The 17,533-nt window shown below is 62.0% G+C and carries 16 protein-coding genes (1 of these 16 only partly in view); 6 read left to right on the top strand and 10 right to left on the bottom strand.

Annotation, left to right across the window (positions count from 1 at the left end):
* Positions 1–13: 13 nt before the first annotated feature.
* Positions 14–1,051 (bottom strand): nucleotidyl transferase AbiEii/AbiGii toxin family protein, encoded by a 1,038-nt coding sequence (locus tag LKE90_RS14685; protein ID WP_291501538.1) that lies wholly within the window; start codon positions 1,049–1,051, stop codon positions 14–16.
* Positions 1,044–1,637, bottom strand: a complete 594-nt coding sequence (locus LKE90_RS14680; RefSeq protein ID WP_291501537.1) for a DUF6088 family protein — start codon at positions 1,635–1,637, stop codon at positions 1,044–1,046. The genes LKE90_RS14685 and LKE90_RS14680 overlap by 8 nt, the downstream gene beginning before the upstream one ends.
* A 165-nt stretch (positions 1,638–1,802) precedes the next feature.
* On the opposite strand from LKE90_RS14680, the gene LKE90_RS14675 reads away from it, so the two are divergent.
* From LKE90_RS14675 to LKE90_RS14665, 3 genes are read left to right on the top strand one after another with little or no spacing between them, the layout of a single operon-like run.
* Positions 1,803–3,077, top strand: a complete 1,275-nt coding sequence (locus tag LKE90_RS14675; RefSeq protein WP_291501536.1) for an ATP-binding protein — start codon at positions 1,803–1,805, stop codon at positions 3,075–3,077.
* Entirely contained in the window at positions 3,023–3,871 is an 849-nt protein-coding gene (locus LKE90_RS14670; protein ID WP_291501535.1) for an ATP-dependent nuclease, read from the top strand. The genes LKE90_RS14675 and LKE90_RS14670 overlap by 55 nt, the downstream gene beginning before the upstream one ends.
* Positions 3,864–5,630, top strand: coding sequence for a UvrD-helicase domain-containing protein (locus LKE90_RS14665; RefSeq protein WP_291501534.1), 1,767 nt, complete (start codon positions 3,864–3,866; stop codon positions 5,628–5,630). Before LKE90_RS14670 ends, LKE90_RS14665 begins: the two co-directional genes overlap by 8 nt.
* Positions 5,631–6,157: 527 nt before the next feature.
* Here LKE90_RS14665 and LKE90_RS14660 read toward each other — a convergent pair.
* From LKE90_RS14660 to LKE90_RS14640, 5 genes are read right to left on the bottom strand one after another with little or no spacing between them, the layout of a single operon-like run.
* Positions 6,158–6,931, bottom strand: a complete 774-nt coding sequence (locus LKE90_RS14660) for a nucleotidyltransferase family protein (RefSeq protein WP_291501533.1) — start codon at positions 6,929–6,931, stop codon at positions 6,158–6,160.
* Positions 6,928–7,722 carry a sterol desaturase family protein gene (locus LKE90_RS14655; RefSeq protein ID WP_291501532.1) on the bottom strand — a complete coding sequence of 265 codons (795 nt, stop codon included), beginning with the start codon at positions 7,720–7,722 and terminating at the stop codon, positions 6,928–6,930. Before LKE90_RS14655 ends, LKE90_RS14660 begins: the two co-directional genes overlap by 4 nt.
* On the bottom strand, positions 7,719–8,879 hold the full coding sequence (locus tag LKE90_RS14650; RefSeq protein ID WP_291501531.1) for an LptF/LptG family permease: 1,161 nt from the start codon (positions 8,877–8,879) through the stop codon (positions 7,719–7,721). The genes LKE90_RS14655 and LKE90_RS14650 overlap by 4 nt, the downstream gene beginning before the upstream one ends.
* Entirely contained in the window at positions 8,876–10,162 is a 1,287-nt protein-coding gene (locus tag LKE90_RS14645) for an LptF/LptG family permease (protein WP_291501530.1), read from the bottom strand. The genes LKE90_RS14650 and LKE90_RS14645 overlap by 4 nt, the downstream gene beginning before the upstream one ends.
* On the bottom strand, positions 10,159–11,109 hold the full coding sequence (locus tag LKE90_RS14640; RefSeq protein ID WP_291501529.1) for a metallophosphoesterase family protein: 951 nt from the start codon (positions 11,107–11,109) through the stop codon (positions 10,159–10,161). The genes LKE90_RS14645 and LKE90_RS14640 overlap by 4 nt, the downstream gene beginning before the upstream one ends.
* A gap of 373 nt (positions 11,110–11,482) precedes the next feature.
* Between LKE90_RS14640 and LKE90_RS14635 the strand changes: the two genes are divergently transcribed.
* The 3 genes from LKE90_RS14635 to LKE90_RS14625 all read left to right on the top strand — a co-directional run bounded on the left by LKE90_RS14635 (position 11,483) and on the right by LKE90_RS14625 (position 14,990).
* Entirely contained in the window at positions 11,483–12,457 is a 975-nt protein-coding gene (locus LKE90_RS14635; RefSeq protein WP_291501528.1) for a diacylglycerol/lipid kinase family protein, read from the top strand.
* The gene (locus LKE90_RS14630) at positions 12,451–13,458 is read left to right on the top strand and encodes a hypothetical protein (RefSeq protein WP_291501527.1); all 1,008 of its coding nucleotides are present in this window, start codon (positions 12,451–12,453) and stop codon (positions 13,456–13,458) included. The genes LKE90_RS14635 and LKE90_RS14630 overlap by 7 nt, the downstream gene beginning before the upstream one ends.
* Before the next feature lie 269 nt (positions 13,459–13,727).
* Entirely contained in the window at positions 13,728–14,990 is a 1,263-nt protein-coding gene (locus LKE90_RS14625; protein WP_291501526.1) for an NAD(P)/FAD-dependent oxidoreductase, read from the top strand.
* Positions 14,991–15,113: 123 nt separating this feature from the next.
* On the opposite strand, the gene spt is transcribed toward LKE90_RS14625, so the two are convergent.
* From spt to LKE90_RS14610, 3 genes are all read right to left on the bottom strand, one after another.
* A complete protein-coding gene (gene spt / locus LKE90_RS14620) occupies positions 15,114–16,310 on the bottom strand; it encodes a serine palmitoyltransferase (RefSeq protein WP_291501525.1) in 1,197 nt (398 codons plus the stop codon).
* 6 nt (positions 16,311–16,316) lie between these two features.
* Positions 16,317–16,568, bottom strand: coding sequence for an acyl carrier protein (locus tag LKE90_RS14615; protein WP_291501524.1), 252 nt, complete (start codon positions 16,566–16,568; stop codon positions 16,317–16,319).
* Between the two features lie 187 nt (positions 16,569–16,755).
* Positions 16,756–17,533, bottom strand: partial view of a fatty acyl-AMP ligase gene (locus tag LKE90_RS14610; RefSeq protein ID WP_291501523.1) — the final stretch only. 1,013 nt of this gene lie beyond the right edge of the window; only the last 778 of its 1,791 coding nucleotides appear in the window; the start codon falls outside the window, past its right edge; its stop codon occupies positions 16,756–16,758.

Raw genomic sequence — 17,533 nt, 5'->3', positions numbered from 1 at the left:
AAGCAGCCTCGAGTCAGCTGTTGATCGTTTCTTGAAGCATCGCAATCTTCGCCAGAATGTCGTCGAACGAAGGCGGCGTCTCGTCAAACATCATCGGCGCCATCGCCCGGTAGTCGCCGCGCAAATCCTTGACCCGCGACGCGTCGGGCATCAGCCGCAGGGTTCCAGGTCGCGCGGTGTCGTAGCTGGCCCATCCGGAACGGAAGAAGGTGGCTTTGTGGGAGGCCACCTGCGCCAGCAGATCAAAGTCGGTCGCAGCGGCTTGGCACTCGGCCGTGTCGAGGAGCATGGCGAGGTCGTAATAGTGTCGCGAGAAATACTGCGGTGTCGGCGAGTCGGCCGGGCGGTGCGCCTCGGCGTGAAGCGCGGTCGCCTTCTCCCAGAATGTGCGTCGCGCTGACAGCACGGTCACTCTGGTGTCAGGCTTTTCGAAGAAATCGGGATAGTCGTCGGCCGCGTAAGGGCGAATGACTTTTTCCTCGGTGGGCCAGGGATCGCCGCGCGCGCCGAGCTCGAGCTTCACGCGCGGCGTGATGTAGGCCATGCCCTCATATTCGGCGGCGGGCAGAGCGGTGGGATAGTGGAAGTTGACCGTCTGGGCGTCGCCGGCGTCGATCTCCAGCGTCCACTCGCCGTTAGCCGGCTCGCCGAGCTGTTCGACGATCGCGGCGCGAAGCGCCGGGAGGAGTTGCCCGGCGATATGACGCTCGACGTCGCCGACGAGATCGTCGATCAGCCGGGCCGCCTGCTTCCTGCTGATCCCCTCCTTCTCGGGATCGCGATCCCCGGTGTAGCCGAGTTCAGCCCGATCGAACGAGAGGTCTATGTCCTCGGAGAAGCGACGGATGGCTTCGAACGCCTTGGAGAGCGATGTGCCGCCCTTGAAGACGAGGGTCGCTGTCGCCCCTTTTGGCAGGCCGAAGAGGCGTCTTAGGGCCCAGCAAACCCAGAAGTCTTTCTCGATGATCGTGTCGGCGACACCCCGGCCAGCGCCGGTCTCCCCGAAGAGAGCGGCGCGATCGGCGGCGGGAAGACGGGCGACCTCATCCATCGATATCAGCCGCCGCCGCGTTGGCAATCGAGACGAGAGTAGGACGCATCCAGGCAGGCGCCTGAACGGCGGTCGAGGCTAGCGTCTTCTTGTCGGTCGCCGAAAGCCGCCGCGACGCGATCTGCGCGACGTCCGCCGCGCGCACAGGGCCGACATGGCGAAGGGCTTGAACGACTGTGCCGGCGGGGCTTCCGGGTGCGATGAGATGCTTGGGCGAAGCATGACGAAGATCAACGACGCGCTTGCCCAGCACGACGCGCCGAGAGGGACCATCGGTCAGGTAAGTGCTCTGGGCAGGAACCTGCGTCGAGAGCCCGAGCACGTTCGCCGCCCGCGCACCCGCGATCTGAACCTGCGAGCCGGTCTCCCGGGCGAGTGCCTTGGCGACATCGTCTGGAGCGGGCGAGAGAGGACCGAGCTTCGGATGCAGCTTGGGGAAGTCATAGAGCCCACGCGCTAGACGCCGAAGCTGGCCGCCCTTGACTAGCCGGGAGAGTGCCTGATCGACCGACGGGCGAGCGGCGACGGTGAGGAAGTCGCTGGGCGTGAAAACGCTGCCGCGTCCGCTTGCGCGAACACGCCTCATCACTCGATCAGGAACGGATACAGCCGGGGTTTTCATCTGTTAGAAAATAAGCTATCTTTTTCTGACATTCAAGGGGTGCCTCTGAGGGCCTTTTGGGAGGCAATGGGGCGAGGCCTCCTTGGGCACCGGAAGGTGCCTGCGAATTAACTAAGAACGGGGGGCTCGGTGCGGATCAAGGAAGTTCAAATCGAGAATTTTCGACTCCTGCGCGATATTGCGGTTGGGTTCGAAGATCGCACCACGTTGATTGTCGGCCGGAACAACAGTGGCAAAACGTCGATTGCGGAGCTGTTCCGGAGGCTCCTCGGCGATAAGGTGCCATCGTTCAGGATCGAGGACTTTTCCCTGGGCTGTCACGAGTGCTTCTGGGCGGCATTTGAGGCAAGCAACGCGGGGGGCTCTGCGCCGGATGTCGTTGCACTCCTCCCGTCCATCAAGATCACGATCGACATCACCTACGACATTGACGCCCCAGACCTTGGCCCATTGAGCGAGTGCATCGTCGATCTCGATCCGGACAGCAGAGACGCAAGACTCGTTCTTACCTATGGCCCTCGACCAACCGCGCCTACCGTACTCTTCACAGATCTCGCCGTCGGCGATGACGTGGCGATCAACCGCCGGAACCTGTTTCGGGCGTTGGGCAGCCGCGTGCAGGCTGCCTATGCGGCATCGCTGGAGGCCGTTGACCCCAACGATCCGACCAATCGAAAGTCGCTGGAGCCGAAAACGCTCACGACGCTGATCCGGGGCGGCTTCATCAACGCGCAACGCGGCCTCGACGACGATACGCATCGCGAGCGGGACGTTCTGGGGAAGGTCGTCGAGGTGCTCTTTCAGTCTGCGCTGACCGATCCAGTCGATCCAGAAAAGCGGACGACGGCCGAGCAGCTCAAGGAAGCCGTGGAGCAAATCCAGGGCGACCTACATGCCGGCTTCAACGCCAAGCTCACCTCACTCCTGCCGACGTTCGACCTGTTCGGTTATCCCGGCCTCTCCGATCCGGGCCTCGTTACCGAGACCAGCTTTGATGTCGAGAAGCTGCTGAACGATCACACCAAGGTTCGCTACGTCGGCGTCAACGGCATGACGCTGCCCGAAACCTACAACGGGCTCGGCGTGCGCAACCTCGTCTATATGCTGCTCCAGTTGCTGCGTTTCTTCCGCGAATATCAGGCCACACCGACCGCGGCCGGGGTGCATCTCATCTTCATCGAAGAGCCGGAGGCGCACCTGCATCCCCAGATGCAGGAGGTCTTCATCAGGCAGCTCGACCAGATCCCAGCGCCTTCATCGCCCAGCTCAATGAGAACCGGCCATGGCCGGTCCAGTTCGTCGTCACCACTCACTCTCCCCACATGGCGAACGAAGCGCGGTTCGAGGCCATGCGCTATTTCCTCTCCGTTCCGGATGGCGAAGGCATGCGCCGGTCACTCGTGAAGGATTTGCGCAAGGGCATGGGCGGTGCCCCCGAGCCGGATCGCGAGTTTCTGCATCAGTATCTAACCTTGACCCGGTGCGATCTGTTCTTCGCCGACAAGGCGGTCCTGATCGAGGGAACAGCGGAGCGCATCCTGCTTCCGGCCATGATCCGCAAGACGGACGGCGCGGCCGCCGGGCAACCGCAGCTCGGCAGCCAGTATCTCACGGTGATGGAGGTCGGCGGGGCCTATGCCCACCGTTTTTTCGATCTCCTGTCCTTCCTCGAATTGCGCACCCTCATCATTACCGACATCGACGCAGTGAAGCCCAACGATGCTGGGAAGCGCGTGGCCGTGCCAGTCGCGGACGGGGTGTTCACCAGCAACGGATGCCTGAAAGCATGGTTCGGAGACGATGTTTCGCCCGAGGCGCTGTTGGGAAAGAATGCGCCTGACAAAGCGACCGGCGTTCGGCGCGTTGCCTTCCAGATACCGGAAGCGGCCGGGGGACCGTGCGGCCGAAGCTTTGAGGACGCCTTCATCCTGGCCAATCCTGCACGCTTCCCCCTGGACGGCGACCAAGCGCTGGCCGCCTATGCCCTTGCTGCGGATCAGAAGAAGTCCACCTTTGCCCTAGAGCACGCGATCGAGCACATGGACTGGAACGTTCCCCGATACATCGCAGAGGGGCTGCGCTGGCTGGCGGAGGGCAATCCTGCACCCGTGGCCCCAGCTCCGGCGGTGGCGGTCGAGATCGTGGCAGGCGCCGCCGGCGTGGCGGTGAATGTGGCTGAGGTGGGCGAGAATGGCTGAGGAAGCGGAGAATCCCGCAGACGCCGCCGGGCGCGTCGCCCTTGAACGGATGTTCGGCTGTTTGGACGATGGGCGCAGCTTCCGGCTGGAAGCTGGCGCTGGCGCCGGCAAGACGTACTCGCTCGATAAAGCGCTCCGCCGCCTGATCGACCGTCGCGGCGCCGAGCTTCTTCGCCGCGGGCAGCAGGTCGCCTGCATCACCTACACCAACGTCGCCAAGGACGAGATCATCTCGCGCATTCAGGCCCATCCTGCCGTGCGCCCCGATACGATTCACGGTTTTTGCTGGTCCATTCTGCACGACTTCCAATCGACGCTGCGTGCGCTCGTTCCCGCGCTTGAGGGCTGGGCGGAACGCCTTGAACCAGTCGGCGGCATCGGAGCCCGCCGCGTCCATTACGAACTGGGGTATCCGAGCGTCAGTGATCACCAGGTGACGTTACGGCACGACGACGTGCTGGCGCTGATGATCCAGATGCTAGCCTATCCGAAGTTCCGGTCTGTCCTCACGGCGCGCTTTCCCATCCTTTTGATCGACGAGTATCAAGACACCGATGCTGGCTTCGTCGATGCGATCAAGGCGGACTTTCTCGACGCGGGCCAAGGTCCGCAGATTGGGCTTTTCGGCGACCACTGGCAGAAAATTTATGGCGAAGGCTGCGGCCTTGTCGAGCATGCCGCGCTGGAAGTGATCGACAAGAACGCGAACTTCCGATCCACCGACCCTATCGTCCAAGTCCTCAATCGGATGCGACCGGCGTTACCGCAAATGGTGCGTGATCCAGCGCTTCCTGGCGAGGCGCGAGTGTATCATACCAATCTTTGGCCCGGCATCAGGCGGACCGGACAAGGCGGTGGCCATTGGACCGGCGATACCACTCCCGAGGCGGCCAAAGCGTATTTCGCGCATATCAAGCAGAGGCTTGCAGCGGAGGGCTGGGACTTTTCGGTCGGGACGACCAAGATCCTTATGCTCAGCCACAGCGTGCTTGCGCGCGAGCAGGGGTATTCCAGCATCCCGCCGATCTACGGCCAGTTCAACGACCCCTGGCTGAAGAAGGACGATCCGCATATCAAATTTCTGACCGACCACTTTGAGCCGGCCTGCGCCGCATTTGAGGCCAAGCGATACGGTGAAATGTTCGGATGTTTCGGTACCGGCACCCCAAAAATCCATAAGCACGCCGACAAGGTCGCATGGTCGGACGCCATGACCGCGTTGATCGCTTTGCGCACATCGGGGACCATCGGCGAGGTTGTCGATTTCATCGCTGCACAGCCGCATATGCGTCTTCCAGAGCCAGTTGAAGACGCAGAGCGACGGCTGACCGAAGCAGGCGCCGAGCCGATCGAAGGAGAGTCCCGCCGTATTACCCAGCTCCGGAAGCTGCGTGCTGTCCCTTATGCTGAGCTAGTCGCACTTGATCGCTTCATCGACGGTCACACTCCCTTTGCCACGAAGCACGGCGTCAAGGGCGCCGAGTTCGAGAACGTGCTCGTGATCGTCGGTCGCGGCTGGAACAAATACAACTTCGGCCAGATGCTCGAGTGGATCGAGCCCGGTCCGCCCGCCGATAAAGCAGAGTTCTTCGAGAACAACCGCAACCTCTTCTACGTGGCATGTTCTCGGCCAAAGGTCCGTCTTGCGCTCCTGTTCACTCAGGTGCTCAGCGCTAACGCCATGGCGCGGCTTACGGCTTGGTTCGGGGGCGACAACATCGTCGCCTTGCCAGCGGAGCCAGCGGCCGTGCCGGCATAAGCACGGCAACCGCTCGCGTTGACCGTCGCGTCCGGCTCTCCCAAGAGGAGAGACTCTGCTATAAGGAATGACGGTACTTTTTCTGTGCGCCTCGCAGTGCTTCGCGGGACCGGCAACAGCCTGGAGGGGCTGATCGACATCGATAGATGCCGAAACCCAGAAAAAAATTTCCAATGTAATTTCCCTTTGAAATCAACACCGTAACTTTTTGACGGCCCATGAGGCGGCTACCAGGGCGCAGAGTAAGAAAAAACCAAGCTAGATCAATGACCTAACTGGGCTTAGAACAATCGAGTGGGAGTGATCCCGCGTCCGGCTTGTCTCTGTTTTGAAAGAGCCCGCAGCAATGCGGGATTTTTTTGTATCAGATGCTTCTTTTTTTGAGAAAGATGTTCCGAAAATGCATGGATAAACCCCGGAAATCACTGCAAAATAAAAAGAAGTTTTTGGTGAAGCTTTTTTCAAAAAGCTTTAGAGAGCATCAGTCTCTTTAAAGAAGATATTACCCCTGAAAAGGAAACGGCGGTTTAAGCCGTTTCCATCAGCTTCCGCACTAGAACCAGATCGGCAGGCTTGTCCACGTCCACAGCCGCTCGACCATCCGGCATGAAAACGAATTTTCCCTGTGCGCCGGTCAGTTTCAGAATGCGCGCCAGCAGGTTTTTCGTTCCCAGACGCTTCAGCAGGAACCGGAGCAGAATGGAAGGCCCAAGCAGCCAGCCCATCTTGAGCGGATGCTTGCGTTCCTTTTCAATTGTCCGCCACAGCATGGCGACTCTCGCGGAGGCCGGTGTACGGAACAGGAAAAGATTGCAGCCTGAAAAGGCGACATCGGAAAGACGGATGAACGTCCGGGATGTTCCCGGAACATCCCGCGTCACAGCCGCTTCGCTGGCGACTCCCACGGCGATGTCGGCGCTTCCGACGCCATCCAGAAAAAACCGCACCCATTCTGGCCGGAGAAGCGGATTGTCCGCTGTGGTGATCAGAAGTGGCGTTCCGCAGTCACGAATGGCGGCAAGAACACTGGCGCTCGGGCCGGCGCTCGGTCCCTGTGCGGCATCCATCGTCTCCACGCCGTCCGGAAGGATACCGTCCAGAACAGCAGGATTTTCAATGCAGACAAGAATGCGCCCGATGTCCGGCACGGCGCGGAGCGTGTCGAGCACATGCGTAATCATCGGTTTCCCGGCAATCGGGATCAGCGCCTTGTGTGAAAGTCCGGCGGCGACCGCCATCGGGTCGGCGGCGCCTGCGCGTGATCCTGCGAGAACGATCGCCGTCAGTCTGGCCTCACTCACGCTGCGTCACGGCTTTCGGCGCGGCTGGAAGGACGGGCACCGTCGGGCCGGTCCCGCGGCGGAGAGCCGGTCAGCTTCATGACCCACGGATACCGCTTCGCCTGCTCCAGATTGTAGCCGAGATTGAACACGCTCGGGCTGCGGGGGCGGGCGCGGGCCTCTTCATAGAAAGAGCCGAACGCACGATCCACGACATAGCTGGTGATGCCGAAATTTCCGTCCTCATCATGGAAGTGATGCAGGACGTGCCACGCCTTCATCCGCTGAATCCATGCCGCCTTCGGCTTGTAGTTCAGGTGCTGGATGCAGTGAAAGAATTCGTAAATACAAGTGATCGCCACACCCGCGCCAAAAGCGGCTGCCGAAGCCCCCCAGCCGCCGATCAGCCAGCCGACGGGAATCGTCACAGCGCCGATGGTGGGCAGAGTCGTGGCAGGCGCGCCGAACAGGACGTCCAGTAGATGCGGGTCCTGATGATGGTCGAAATGGATGCGCTTCCACAGGGAAGCGGTCCAGCGGGACTTGTAGAGCCACTGTCCGTGCAGAATCCAGCGATGCAGGGAATACCAGACAACCGGATAGACCAGCATGACGGCAAGGATCGAGGCCGCCGTTGCGCCCCACCCGGCGAAGAAACGCGCGCTGAGGCTGAAGCTGACCACAATGAGGGCGAAATACAGCAGAATCGTCGGGTAAGTCAGATAGGCGATCCAGAGCTGACGCAGATTCATCTTGCCGAGATCGAAGCTCCGCCCCGACCGGATGGTCGGATTCCGCAGGGTGCCACTCATTTGTCTTCGTTCCTTAATAACGCGGTGCCTGCGGCCAGTGCGAAGATGACAAGGCCGGGGACAGTCGCGACGGGAGCCGGTAGGAGACCTGCGTTGCCCATCGCGCGGAACATGCCCTGCACAATGATGAACAACAGACCGGCGCCGAGGCACCAGACCGGTAACCAGCTCCTCAGTCCGGTTCTGGGGGGTATATAGATCACCGGCATCGCCAATAAAAGCATGACGATCAGCGCGGCCGGTCTGAGAAAGCGTTCCAGCAGCGCGGCGCGGAGATAGCCGGGTGTCTGGTTGGTCGCGATCCTGCCATGCAGCGCGTCCAGAATCATGCCCGAAGACAGGGGGGCGGCGTCCATGGAAAGACGCAGCATATCGTTCGGCCCGAACGGATTTTTCCACAGCGCGTCAAGGACCGTGCTCTCGTTTGCTGTGGTGTCCAGCTCGGCGAACGAGACCGTCACGCAGTGGATGTCGGACAGGTGCCAGCCACTATAGCTGTAGACGGCGTGATCAGCGTGCAGCGTTCGCAGGATACGTCCTTCCGCGCTGCGATCATACAGATCGATATTGAATGCTTCCCGACCCGCGCGGGCGATATAGCCGACATGCGCCAGCTCGCTATCGGTTGCGGGGAGTCCGGTGGCGGGCCCCCTGCACGCTGCGGCCTCTCCGGCAGGAACGTGGAACCAGAACGCCTTGCCGTTGTCCGGAGTCGGATTGGTGCGGTTCCACCACGAGGCAAGCGCCAGTTCCGCACGAGGTGTGATCTGGTCTTCCAGCACGCATCCGCACAGACCGATCAGGAGCGCGGACGGCAGCAGTTTCCGCAGGAAGCCCCACGGTGAGAGCCCCGCCGCCCTGAGAATGGCGACTTCACTGGAGATGGTCATCTGCGTGAACATCAGCAGCCCTGCGATCAGCACGCTGAGGGGCAGGGCGGTCTGGAGCATCGCGGGCAGATGTAGTCCCATATAGGTCAGCACACCCTTGATCCCGAGGTGACGCTTGAGAATTGGCGTCATCTGTTCAAGGAGCGCGAGGATTTCCATCAGGGCGATGAGGATGCCGCAGCACATGACGGTGCGGGAAATGAGCGTGAGGGAGAGGTAGCGCGAAAGAACGTGGCGCGGCCCCTTGGCGATCTGCTCGTCGCTCATGCGGGCTCCTCCCCTCTGTTCCCGGCGGCTGAAGGCGCGGGGCGGGCGCTGCGTATCGGCAGGATGCTGGCGCGGAACAGCAGCAGAAGGGTGCAGGCGACGCAGAACACCATGGTCGGAAGCCAGATGACCAGAAGCGGCGAGGATCTGCCGCTGGCGATCAGACTCTCACCAAGCTGGAGAACATGGTCATAGGTCACCAGCAGCAGAACCGCGACCGCCAGCCCGGCCGCGCCCCTCTTGCGCTTGCCGATGACCGCCAGAGCCGTGGCGAGGATGGGGATGAAGGGAATCGACAGGCTGCGGGCCAGCCGGAAATGCAGCTCCGCCCGCATGCTTGTCAGGGGAATGTCATTGCTGCTGGCGGAATCGGATACAGCCGTTCCGTCCGCCTCCATGTCGTCCGAAGGGTCCGATCTGGGAGCGTGGCGCGCGGCGTCAATCTTTTTCGCCAGTTCGTGCGAGGTCAGTTCGCGCTCATCGTCGCCACGGTTGCGGAACGTCACCTTGCTGGTGCGGCTGATCAGCCGCTCTGCGTGATCGAATGTGGTGACCGTGGGTTGCACGCCCGGCTGGGTTGTCAGAATCGAGCCGTTGAAAAGCTCGATCTGGACTTCTCCCTTGGCCGTGTCGGTGCGGAGAGAGCCTGTCTGCGCCGTGATGTCGCGCTCCTTGTCCTCGCTCAGATCACGAATGAACACGCCCCTGAGCTGCGATCCGGCGTGGCTGACATGGTCGGCCGTCAGCATCAGGCGGGGAGACGGGGACGCGAACATGCCGGACTGAAGAACCGGCGCCCATCCGGCGTGACTGGCGAAGTAGAACCCTTCCCGGAACTGATAGCGGGCGTGGGGCTGGATATAGCCGTAGAGCAGGATCGAAAGCAGCCCGATGGCGGCGCCGGTCAGGGCGAAAGGGCGACAGATACGCGCCAGAGAGACGCCGCTGCTCATCAGGGCGTCGATCTCGTCACCTTCGCTCATGCGGCGGATGACCGTGAAGACGGACACGCACAGCGCGGCGGGCATGGCGAGCCCCAGATAGTGGGGCATCAGATCGGCCAGAAGCCGTATCAGCGTGAGGAAGGGGCTGGCTTCCGACGCCAGCACGTTCAGAAGCACCAGAAGCCGCTCAAGCAGGAGCGCGATCAGCACCACCGAAACGGCGATGACAAATGGCGGAATGGTCTGGCCCAGCAGATAGATATCGAGCGTGCCGGGGCGAATCCACGCGGGCAGCTTCGCCAGAGGCGGCTTGTAACGGTCATTCTCCGGTGTCGTCACAGCGCGGGTTCTTTCGTGGGCCGGACAGTTGCGGCGGCCCGTGGAAGGGCTCGCGGAATGGGCCGTGAGAAGCGGGTCGTCCCATAGTCATGAAGCTGTCCGTCCGGTGCGAGACGGCGGGATTCCACGCTGATCCGCCAGCCGGAACCCTCTTCGCCGCCGTCTTCCCTGTGGATGCTGATCCTGTTCCAGCCCGCCGCCCGTTTCAGGCTTCGGCCCGGGCGGTGCGACGCGGAGGTGACGCCGATGACCGGAATCGCGCTGCCGGGGATCGTACTGAACGTCCCCTGATGGGAATGGCCGTGCAGGACCATCTCCGCGCCAGCGGAACGGACGGCGTCGGTAAAACGGTCCAGCCCGCGCAACGCCTTGCTCCAGAGGACCATTCCCTTGCGGGGCGGATGATGGATCATGACCACCCGGCACAGCCCCTGCTCACCCGTGGTCCGGAGCAGTTCCTCCATTCTGTCGATCTGGATGTCACTGACGCGGCCGGAGGCGAAAAAAGGTGGTGAGGGGACAGCCGAGCTGACGCCGATGAGGGCGACGTCGCCCACTCTCAGGAAAACCGGCGTCTCCTCGTCGGGCATCCCGCCGACATCCCGCCACAATCCCGGACCGTCCGACCAGAGCGCCCGGATCATGGTGTCGTGGTTACCGGGGATGACGGCGCGGGGCAGAGGCATGCGATCAAGCCAGCGCGCGGCGGCGAGACATTCCTCGCGTGTGCCCAGATTGGTCAGGTCCCCCGTGATGGCCAGCGCGTCAGCGCCACGGGCTTCGATATCGCGCATGACGGCGGCGAGAGCCCCGCTTCTGTGAATATGACGCCTGTTGAAACGCCATGAGATCATGCTGATGATCCGCTTGATCGCCCATTCCCGGTGGGAGGGTACGATTGTGAGCGGCAGATGTGGATCAGACAGATGGGCCAGAACGGCTGACAAGGTGCGGTTTCCTGACCTGCCTGTGCAGATCCCTTGAGGGTCACGGTTCCTGAAAGGGGGCTTGCTCCCAATCTGCTGCATCGATCCCTCAAACTGCCCGGTCAATCAAGAGTGCTGACGGTGGAATTATAGGCAACGCGCCTCTCTGCACCAGAACGCATGGCGTCCCGAGGCCTGCAAAGTCGTGGCGCAGGCCATCAATTAAACGCCATGAGCGGCACGGATGGCCTGCGTGCGGCGCATCTCCGAGACAGGTGAGTGAGAACGGGCCGGAGCCGGAAATGTGACAAGTCTGCGATGCGCGTCTATATGACGCCGCGTATTTGCGAAATAAGCCGTCCGGGACGGTGGTCTGGAAAGAGCGGATTGCCGAATGCCTGAACGCGTAGCCCTGATTCATAATCCGCGCAGTCGACGCAACATAAGGAATGCGGGGCAGTTTTCCGAACAGGCGCGTGCGGCGCTTGGCCCGCTTTTTGTCTGTCCTGAAGGTCGGGACGAACTGGTGGCGGCGATCGAGGAGCTGGCGCGGCAGGACGTCCGGGTGATTGCGGTGGATGGCGGCGACGGAACCATCAGCCACGTGATCAGCGCCGTTCTGAAGGCCTATCCTCACGAGCGTCTTCCGGCGCTCTCCATCCTGCCGTCAGGCAACACCAATCTGATCGCAGGTGACGTTGGGTGCAGTCTGAGGGAGATGCCCGCCCTGACGCGCCTTCTGGAGAGAGCGCGGGAGGGAACGCTCATGAACGACGTGTCATGGCGTCAGCCGGTGGTTGTTTCATGGACCGACCCGGATCGCCAGCCGGTGGCGGGGATGTTCTGCGGGCTGGCGGCCTTCACCCGCGCCATCGAGCTGGCGCACAATCCCGCCATTCTCGACCGCTACGCCCATGATACGGCCATTTTCGCGACCATTCTGTGGGGGCTGCGGCTTTTTCTCAGGAAAAAGGTGCGGAGCCAGTGGCTCGGCGGCACGCCGATGACTATCACCGTCGATGGCGGCGCGCCGGATGCGCATTCCCGCTTTCTTTTCCTGTGCACGGGGCTGCACAGGATTTCACGCGGCGTCTGGCCTTTCTGGCTTGATTCCAGCCCGACAGGCGGCCTGATCTATCTCGATATTCTGGGGCATCCTCCCCGTCTGGCGCGCAGCATTCTGTCCGTCCTGAAGGGACGTATCTCCTCCCGCCTGCGGGCATCGAACGCCTATCGCAGTGGCATGGCCGCCACCATCAGCATCAGCACGCGGGATCGTCTGGTGATGGACGGGGAAGAGCTGGAGGCCGGCAGCGACGGCCTGCTGCATCTGACGGAAGGGCCGCGCATGGCCTTTGTCCGATGCTGAGCAACGACACGCATCGGACAAAAGCCTCGACGCGTGCGGCGGGTGTGGTGGCCCGGACCGTGATCGCCGAGCTGACGGAGCCGGTTCCCGTGATCATTACCCGTTTTGTGGAGCGGATGGTCGGCGCGTCGCGCCCCGTCGGCGTGCTGTTTTATGGCTCGCTGGTGAGAACCCTGACAAAGGGCGAGACGGCGCCGGACGCTCTCTCGGAGGGTGTTCTGGATTTCTACGTGATCGTGGATCGGCAGGCGGACTGGCCGCGTGGTCGGCTGGCGCGGCTGGCGAATGCCCTGCTGCCGCCGAATGTCGAATATCACGAGCATGAAGTCGATGGCGTGCGGCTCCGGGCCAAGGTCGCGATTCTGACGCTTGCCCAGTTTCGTCGTCTGACACGTCCTCAAAGCCGGGACACCAGTATCTGGTCCCGCTTTTCTCAGCCTGTCCGTCTTGTGTGGGTGCGTGATTCCGAGGCTGCGGATTCTCTCCTTCGGTGCGTCATCCGCGCAGTCGGTACCGCCGCCCGCTGGGCTGCTGAACTGGGGCCGGGGCACGGTCGGCCGGAGCAGTATTGGGAAGCGCTTTTCGGCAGGACCTACGCCGCCGAACTGAGAGTCGAGAAATCTGGCCGTTCGCGCAGTCTGATCGAGGGGGAGGAAGCCCGTTTCAGCCAGCTTCTGACGGCGTCATGGGTGGCCGGAGGGCTGGAAGCGTCGGTGCTGTCCGATGGAGAGATTGCGCTGGACATCGCGACAGCCGAGCACAGAACCGCCCTTCGCCGTTGGTCAGCCCGCGCGCGTCTGGGCCGTCCGCTGAATGTCGCACGCCTGATCAAGGGAGCGTTCACCTTTACCGGTGGAGCGCAGTATCTGGTGTGGAAAATCCGGCGTCATAGCGGTGTTGCCATAGAACTCACGCCGTTTGCCGAGCGTCACCCGATCCTGTGCGCACCGGCTGTGTTGTGGCGGCTGGCCCGTGCCGGAGTTTTCTCGCGCCCGTCCTGAAGACCGCCTTCTTTTTCCGGAAGAAAAAGAAGCAAAAAGACTTTTGTTTGTCTGGAAGTCGCTTTGCCGAACGATCGTGTCTCTTAACAGGATAAAGTTTTTTGTTTCTTTTTTTCAAAAAAGAATAAGACCTCTCTCCCGCACCGAGAAAATCCATCAGCCAACCTCCGGCCCATCTATGGGAAAGCCGCACGCTTTACTGTAGGAAAAATCAGGCAAAACAATCATCGGGAGCGGCAGGCTCCCAGTCCAGACGGGAGTGTCTTTGCATGGCGCGGTCAGCACTTGTTCTCGGTGGAGGCATGGTCGGTGTCAGCACCGCGTGGCACCTTCAGCAGCGTGGTTACGATGTCGTTCTGATCGAACGGGGTGAGCCGGGTCGCGAGACGTCCTACGGTAATGCCGGGCTTATCCAGCGCGAGGCTGTCGAACCGTACGCCTTTCCGCATGATTTCCAGAAGCTGGTGCAGGTTGCGCTCAAGCGTGGGAATGACGTCAATTACCGGCTGTCCGATCTCGCCGCCATTGCGCCCCGGCTGGTGGAATACTGGTGGAACTCCGGGCCGGGTCGTTACGACAGGATCACACGCAGCTTCGAAGCCCTGATCCGTCACTGTCTGACCGAACATGACCGTATGATCGACGCGGCGAACGCTGGCGATCTCGTCACGCATGGCGGCTGGACCCAGATTTTCCGCACGGAAAAGGGCTTCGCCGACGGGGCCGCCAGAGCACGCCATCTCGCCCGTGAGTTCGGTGTCGAAGGCCGGATTCTCGACAGCGCAACTCTGTCCCGTGCGGAGCCTGCCTTGTATCGCAAAATGACGGGCGGTGTTTACTGGCCCTCTCCCTACAGCGTGAACGACCCCGGTGCGCTGGTGCAGCGTTACGCGGACCTGTTCGTCGCCGGAGGTGGGAAGATCGTGCATGGCGATGCCCGGACGCTGACGCATCTCGCCTCGGGCTGGACGGTGCAGACGATTGATGGCCCTGTGTCCGCCGGGCAGGCGGTCATTGCGCTGGGACCGTGGTCTTCCGATCTGACACGCTCCATGGGATATAGGTTCCCGCTCTTTGTGAAGCGCGGCTATCACCGGCACTTCAAATGGGAAGGCCGTCTCAACGCGCCGATGATCGACACGGATGCGGGCGTGGCGCTGCTGCCGATGGCGCAGGGACTGCGTGTCACCACGGGAGCGGAGTTCGCCCTGCGGGACGCGCCGCCATCATGGAAGCAGATCATCAAGAGTGAGAAGCTGGCCCGGGAGATGCTGGATATCGGAGAGGCCGTGGAAACGACACCGTGGCTGGGAAGTCGTCCCTGTGTGGCCGACATGCTGCCCATCATCGGTGAGGCTCCGGCCCACACGGGCCTGTGGTTCCACTTCGGTCACGCGCATCAGGGCTTCACGCTCGGTCCGGCGACAGGCCGTCTCTGCGCCGAAATGATGAACGGAGAAACACCCTATATCGATCCGCTGCCCTATCGTCCGACCCGGTTCCGGTTCGGACGTCGCGCTTTTCCTGTGTGAGGAAACAAGTCAAAAGTTTTTGGTGAAGCTTTTTTCAAAAAGCTTCAGAAACGCCGCCTTTTTGAAAAAAGGCGGCGCCCAAAAACTTCTTTATGTTTGAAAAAGGCGAAACGGGGCCGCCTCTCAGGCTGAAGCAGGCAGTCGCGCCATGGCTTCGCGGAAAATCTCCACGGCGCGGTCGATCTGCTCGCTGGTGTGCGTCGCCATGACCGAGCAGCGCAGCAGCGGATGATGGTCCGGCGTAGCAGGCGGTAGGCTCAGATTGACGTAGAGGCCAAGGCTGAGGAGCGTGTTCCACAGCATGATGGCTTCCGGGATTGTCTCCAGAACCACACCGACAACAGGACTGACCGTCTTGCCGGTTGTCAGGCCGAGGCCATTGAGACCGGCATGGAAACGGGCGGCGTTCTCCATCAGGCGTGTGCGGAGTTCCGGCTGGGCGACCATATCGTCCAGCGCCGCCATGGTGGCCGCAATGACTTCCGGCGGCAGCGAGGCCGTGAACATGTAAGGGCGGCAGTGCAGACGCACCAGTTCCAGCTCAGGGTGACGTGAGACGCAGTAGCCCCCCACCGTGCCGAGGCTCTTCGAGAAGGTGCCGACAATGAAATCGACATCGTCCTCAACGCCCGCGGCTTCCGCCACACCACGTCCGTTCGCGCCGAGCACGCCGAAGGAATGGGCTTCGTCCACCAGCAGGGTTGCGCCGGTCTCGCGTTTCACGGCCGCCATTTCCGCCATGGGAACGACATTGCCGGTCATCGAGTAGATGCCTTCGACCACGACCAGCTTCGCGCCCGGCTCGTCCTTGATCCGGTTCAGGCGTTTGTGCAGATCGTCCGGGTCATTATGACGGAAGCGGATGACCTGCGCGTGACCGAGGCGGCTGGCGTCATAGATGCTGGCGTGGCTGTCGGCGTCCAGCAGCAGATAGTCACCCTTGCCCGCCAGAGTCGAAATCATGCCGAGATTGGCCTGATAGCCGGTCGAGAAGACCATGCAGTGCTTCTGGTGGAAGAATCCGGCGATATGCTGTTCAAGCTGCTCGTGCAGGCTCTGCGTGCCGTTGGCGATGCGGGAGCCGGTTGTGCCGACGCCACGGGCCTTAACCGCTTCCACAGCGGCCTCAATGGCGCGGGGAGACTGGCTCAGGCCCAGATAGTTGTTGGTGCCGAACAGAAGGGTCTCGCGGCCTTCGATAATTCCGACGGTCGATGACAGCGGACGCTCGATGACGACGGAGAACGGGTTGCGCCCTCCTTCGGCCTGAAGCTCGGCAAGGCGCTGTTCGACGCCACGGAATTTGTCGAAGATGCTCATGACCGGTCAGCCACCCTTCTTCAGGGAGACGACGCATTCAGCCAGATCGTCAATCGTGCGAATTTCGGCAAGGCGATCGAGAGGCACGGACACGTCCAGCTCATCCTCGATTTCCATGACGAAATTCATGACGGCAAGCGAGTCGAACGCCAGGTCTTCGACGATCTTGCTGGATCCGCTGATGTCACGGGGCACCTTGGGATTGGCAAGAAGCTTGTTGATGATCAGAGCCGAGACGTCCTGAACCGTTTCACTCATTCGGGCACCTTAAAACAGTCATTGCGGAGGAGCCTGTGAAGGCATGTCTCCGCTTAACTGCGGGGTTATGGCGGAAAAGACGGTCATTCGCCAGAGGGAATGTCACGCCACCCCCGTTTCAGGGATGTGGCGGGAGGCCATCGGGCGGGTCGGCCCCTGCGGACAGGGGCTCAGGTCGCCCGGGAAATCAGGCGGCGGACGGTGTGTTTTCGTCCAGACGGTTGAAGGCGCCCGCCAGAAGCATCGCCTTGGCCTTCGCGCGGGTGAGCTTGCCGGAAGAGGTCTGGGGCAGTGAGTGCGGCGGCAGCAGGATGATGGTCGCATCCACGCCATGACGCCGGAAGACCGAACTGACGCGCTCGCTGAGCGTCGCACGGGCTTCGGCGGTCGTGGCGCGGCAATGCACCAGCGCCACGACCTTTTCCTCATGGTTCTCTTCGACGGAAAAGACGGCCACATCGTGGTTGCGGAGCCCTTCGATCTCGTTCTCGGCGCTCCACTCAAGATCCTGCGGCCAGATGTTGCGACCGTTGATGATGATCAGATCCTTGGCCCGACCAGTCACAACGATCTGATTGTCCAGCATGTAGCCAAGGTCGCCGGTATTGAGCCAGCCATCGGCGCTGAGAGCCTCGGCGCTTTCTTTCGGGAGACGGAAATAGCCGCTCATCAGGCTGGGGCCACGCGCGTAGATCGTGCCGACATGGCGTTCCGGCAGAACGGAGCCGTTGGCCGCGCGGACTTCAATCTCGTGTCCGGGAAGAACCTCGCCGCACAGCACGAACGTCCGCAGCAGGTGGGACGGATCGTTGCATGGATACGCCACGCCTTCCGTTTCCAGACGGCGCAGATCGATCGTGTCGCTGCGCATGCCGACATTCAGCGGAGCGAAGCTGATGGCGAGCGTGGCTTCGGCCATGCCGTAGCTGGCGACGAACGCGCGCGGGTCGAAGCCCTGCGAGGCG

The organism is Acetobacter sp. (assembly GCF_022483985.1).
In the GTDB taxonomy this organism is placed as follows: domain Bacteria; phylum Pseudomonadota; class Alphaproteobacteria; order Acetobacterales; family Acetobacteraceae; genus Acetobacter.
The sequence above is the reverse complement of the archived record's forward strand: the minus strand, read 5'-3'. Positions and strand labels throughout refer to the sequence as shown.

What these genes read in the sequence shown, in the direction of transcription:
- LKE90_RS14685 (WP_291501538.1), bottom strand. Translation starts at nt 1,051, where the DNA reads ATGGATGAGGTCGCCCGTCTTCCCGCCGCCGATCGCGCCGCTCTCTTC.
- spt (WP_291501525.1), bottom strand. Translation starts at nt 16,310, where the DNA reads ATGAGCATCTTCGACAAATTCCGTGGCGTCGAACAGCGCCTTGCCGAG.
- LKE90_RS14625 (WP_291501526.1), top strand. Translation starts at nt 13,728, where the DNA reads ATGGCGCGGTCAGCACTTGTTCTCGGTGGAGGCATGGTCGGTGTCAGC.
- LKE90_RS14665 (WP_291501534.1), top strand. Translation starts at nt 3,864, where the DNA reads ATGGCTGAGGAAGCGGAGAATCCCGCAGACGCCGCCGGGCGCGTCGCC.
- LKE90_RS14635 (WP_291501528.1), top strand. Translation starts at nt 11,483, where the DNA reads ATGCCTGAACGCGTAGCCCTGATTCATAATCCGCGCAGTCGACGCAAC.
- LKE90_RS14650 (WP_291501531.1), bottom strand. Translation starts at nt 8,879, where the DNA reads ATGAGCGACGAGCAGATCGCCAAGGGGCCGCGCCACGTTCTTTCGCGC.
- LKE90_RS14630 (WP_291501527.1), top strand. Translation starts at nt 12,451, where the DNA reads ATGCTGAGCAACGACACGCATCGGACAAAAGCCTCGACGCGTGCGGCG.
- LKE90_RS14680 (WP_291501537.1), bottom strand. Translation starts at nt 1,637, where the DNA reads ATGAGGCGTGTTCGCGCAAGCGGACGCGGCAGCGTTTTCACGCCCAGC.
- LKE90_RS14615 (WP_291501524.1), bottom strand. Translation starts at nt 16,568, where the DNA reads ATGAGTGAAACGGTTCAGGACGTCTCGGCTCTGATCATCAACAAGCTT.
- LKE90_RS14670 (WP_291501535.1), top strand. Translation starts at nt 3,023, where the DNA reads ATGCGCTATTTCCTCTCCGTTCCGGATGGCGAAGGCATGCGCCGGTCA.
- LKE90_RS14655 (WP_291501532.1), bottom strand. Translation starts at nt 7,722, where the DNA reads ATGAGTGGCACCCTGCGGAATCCGACCATCCGGTCGGGGCGGAGCTTC.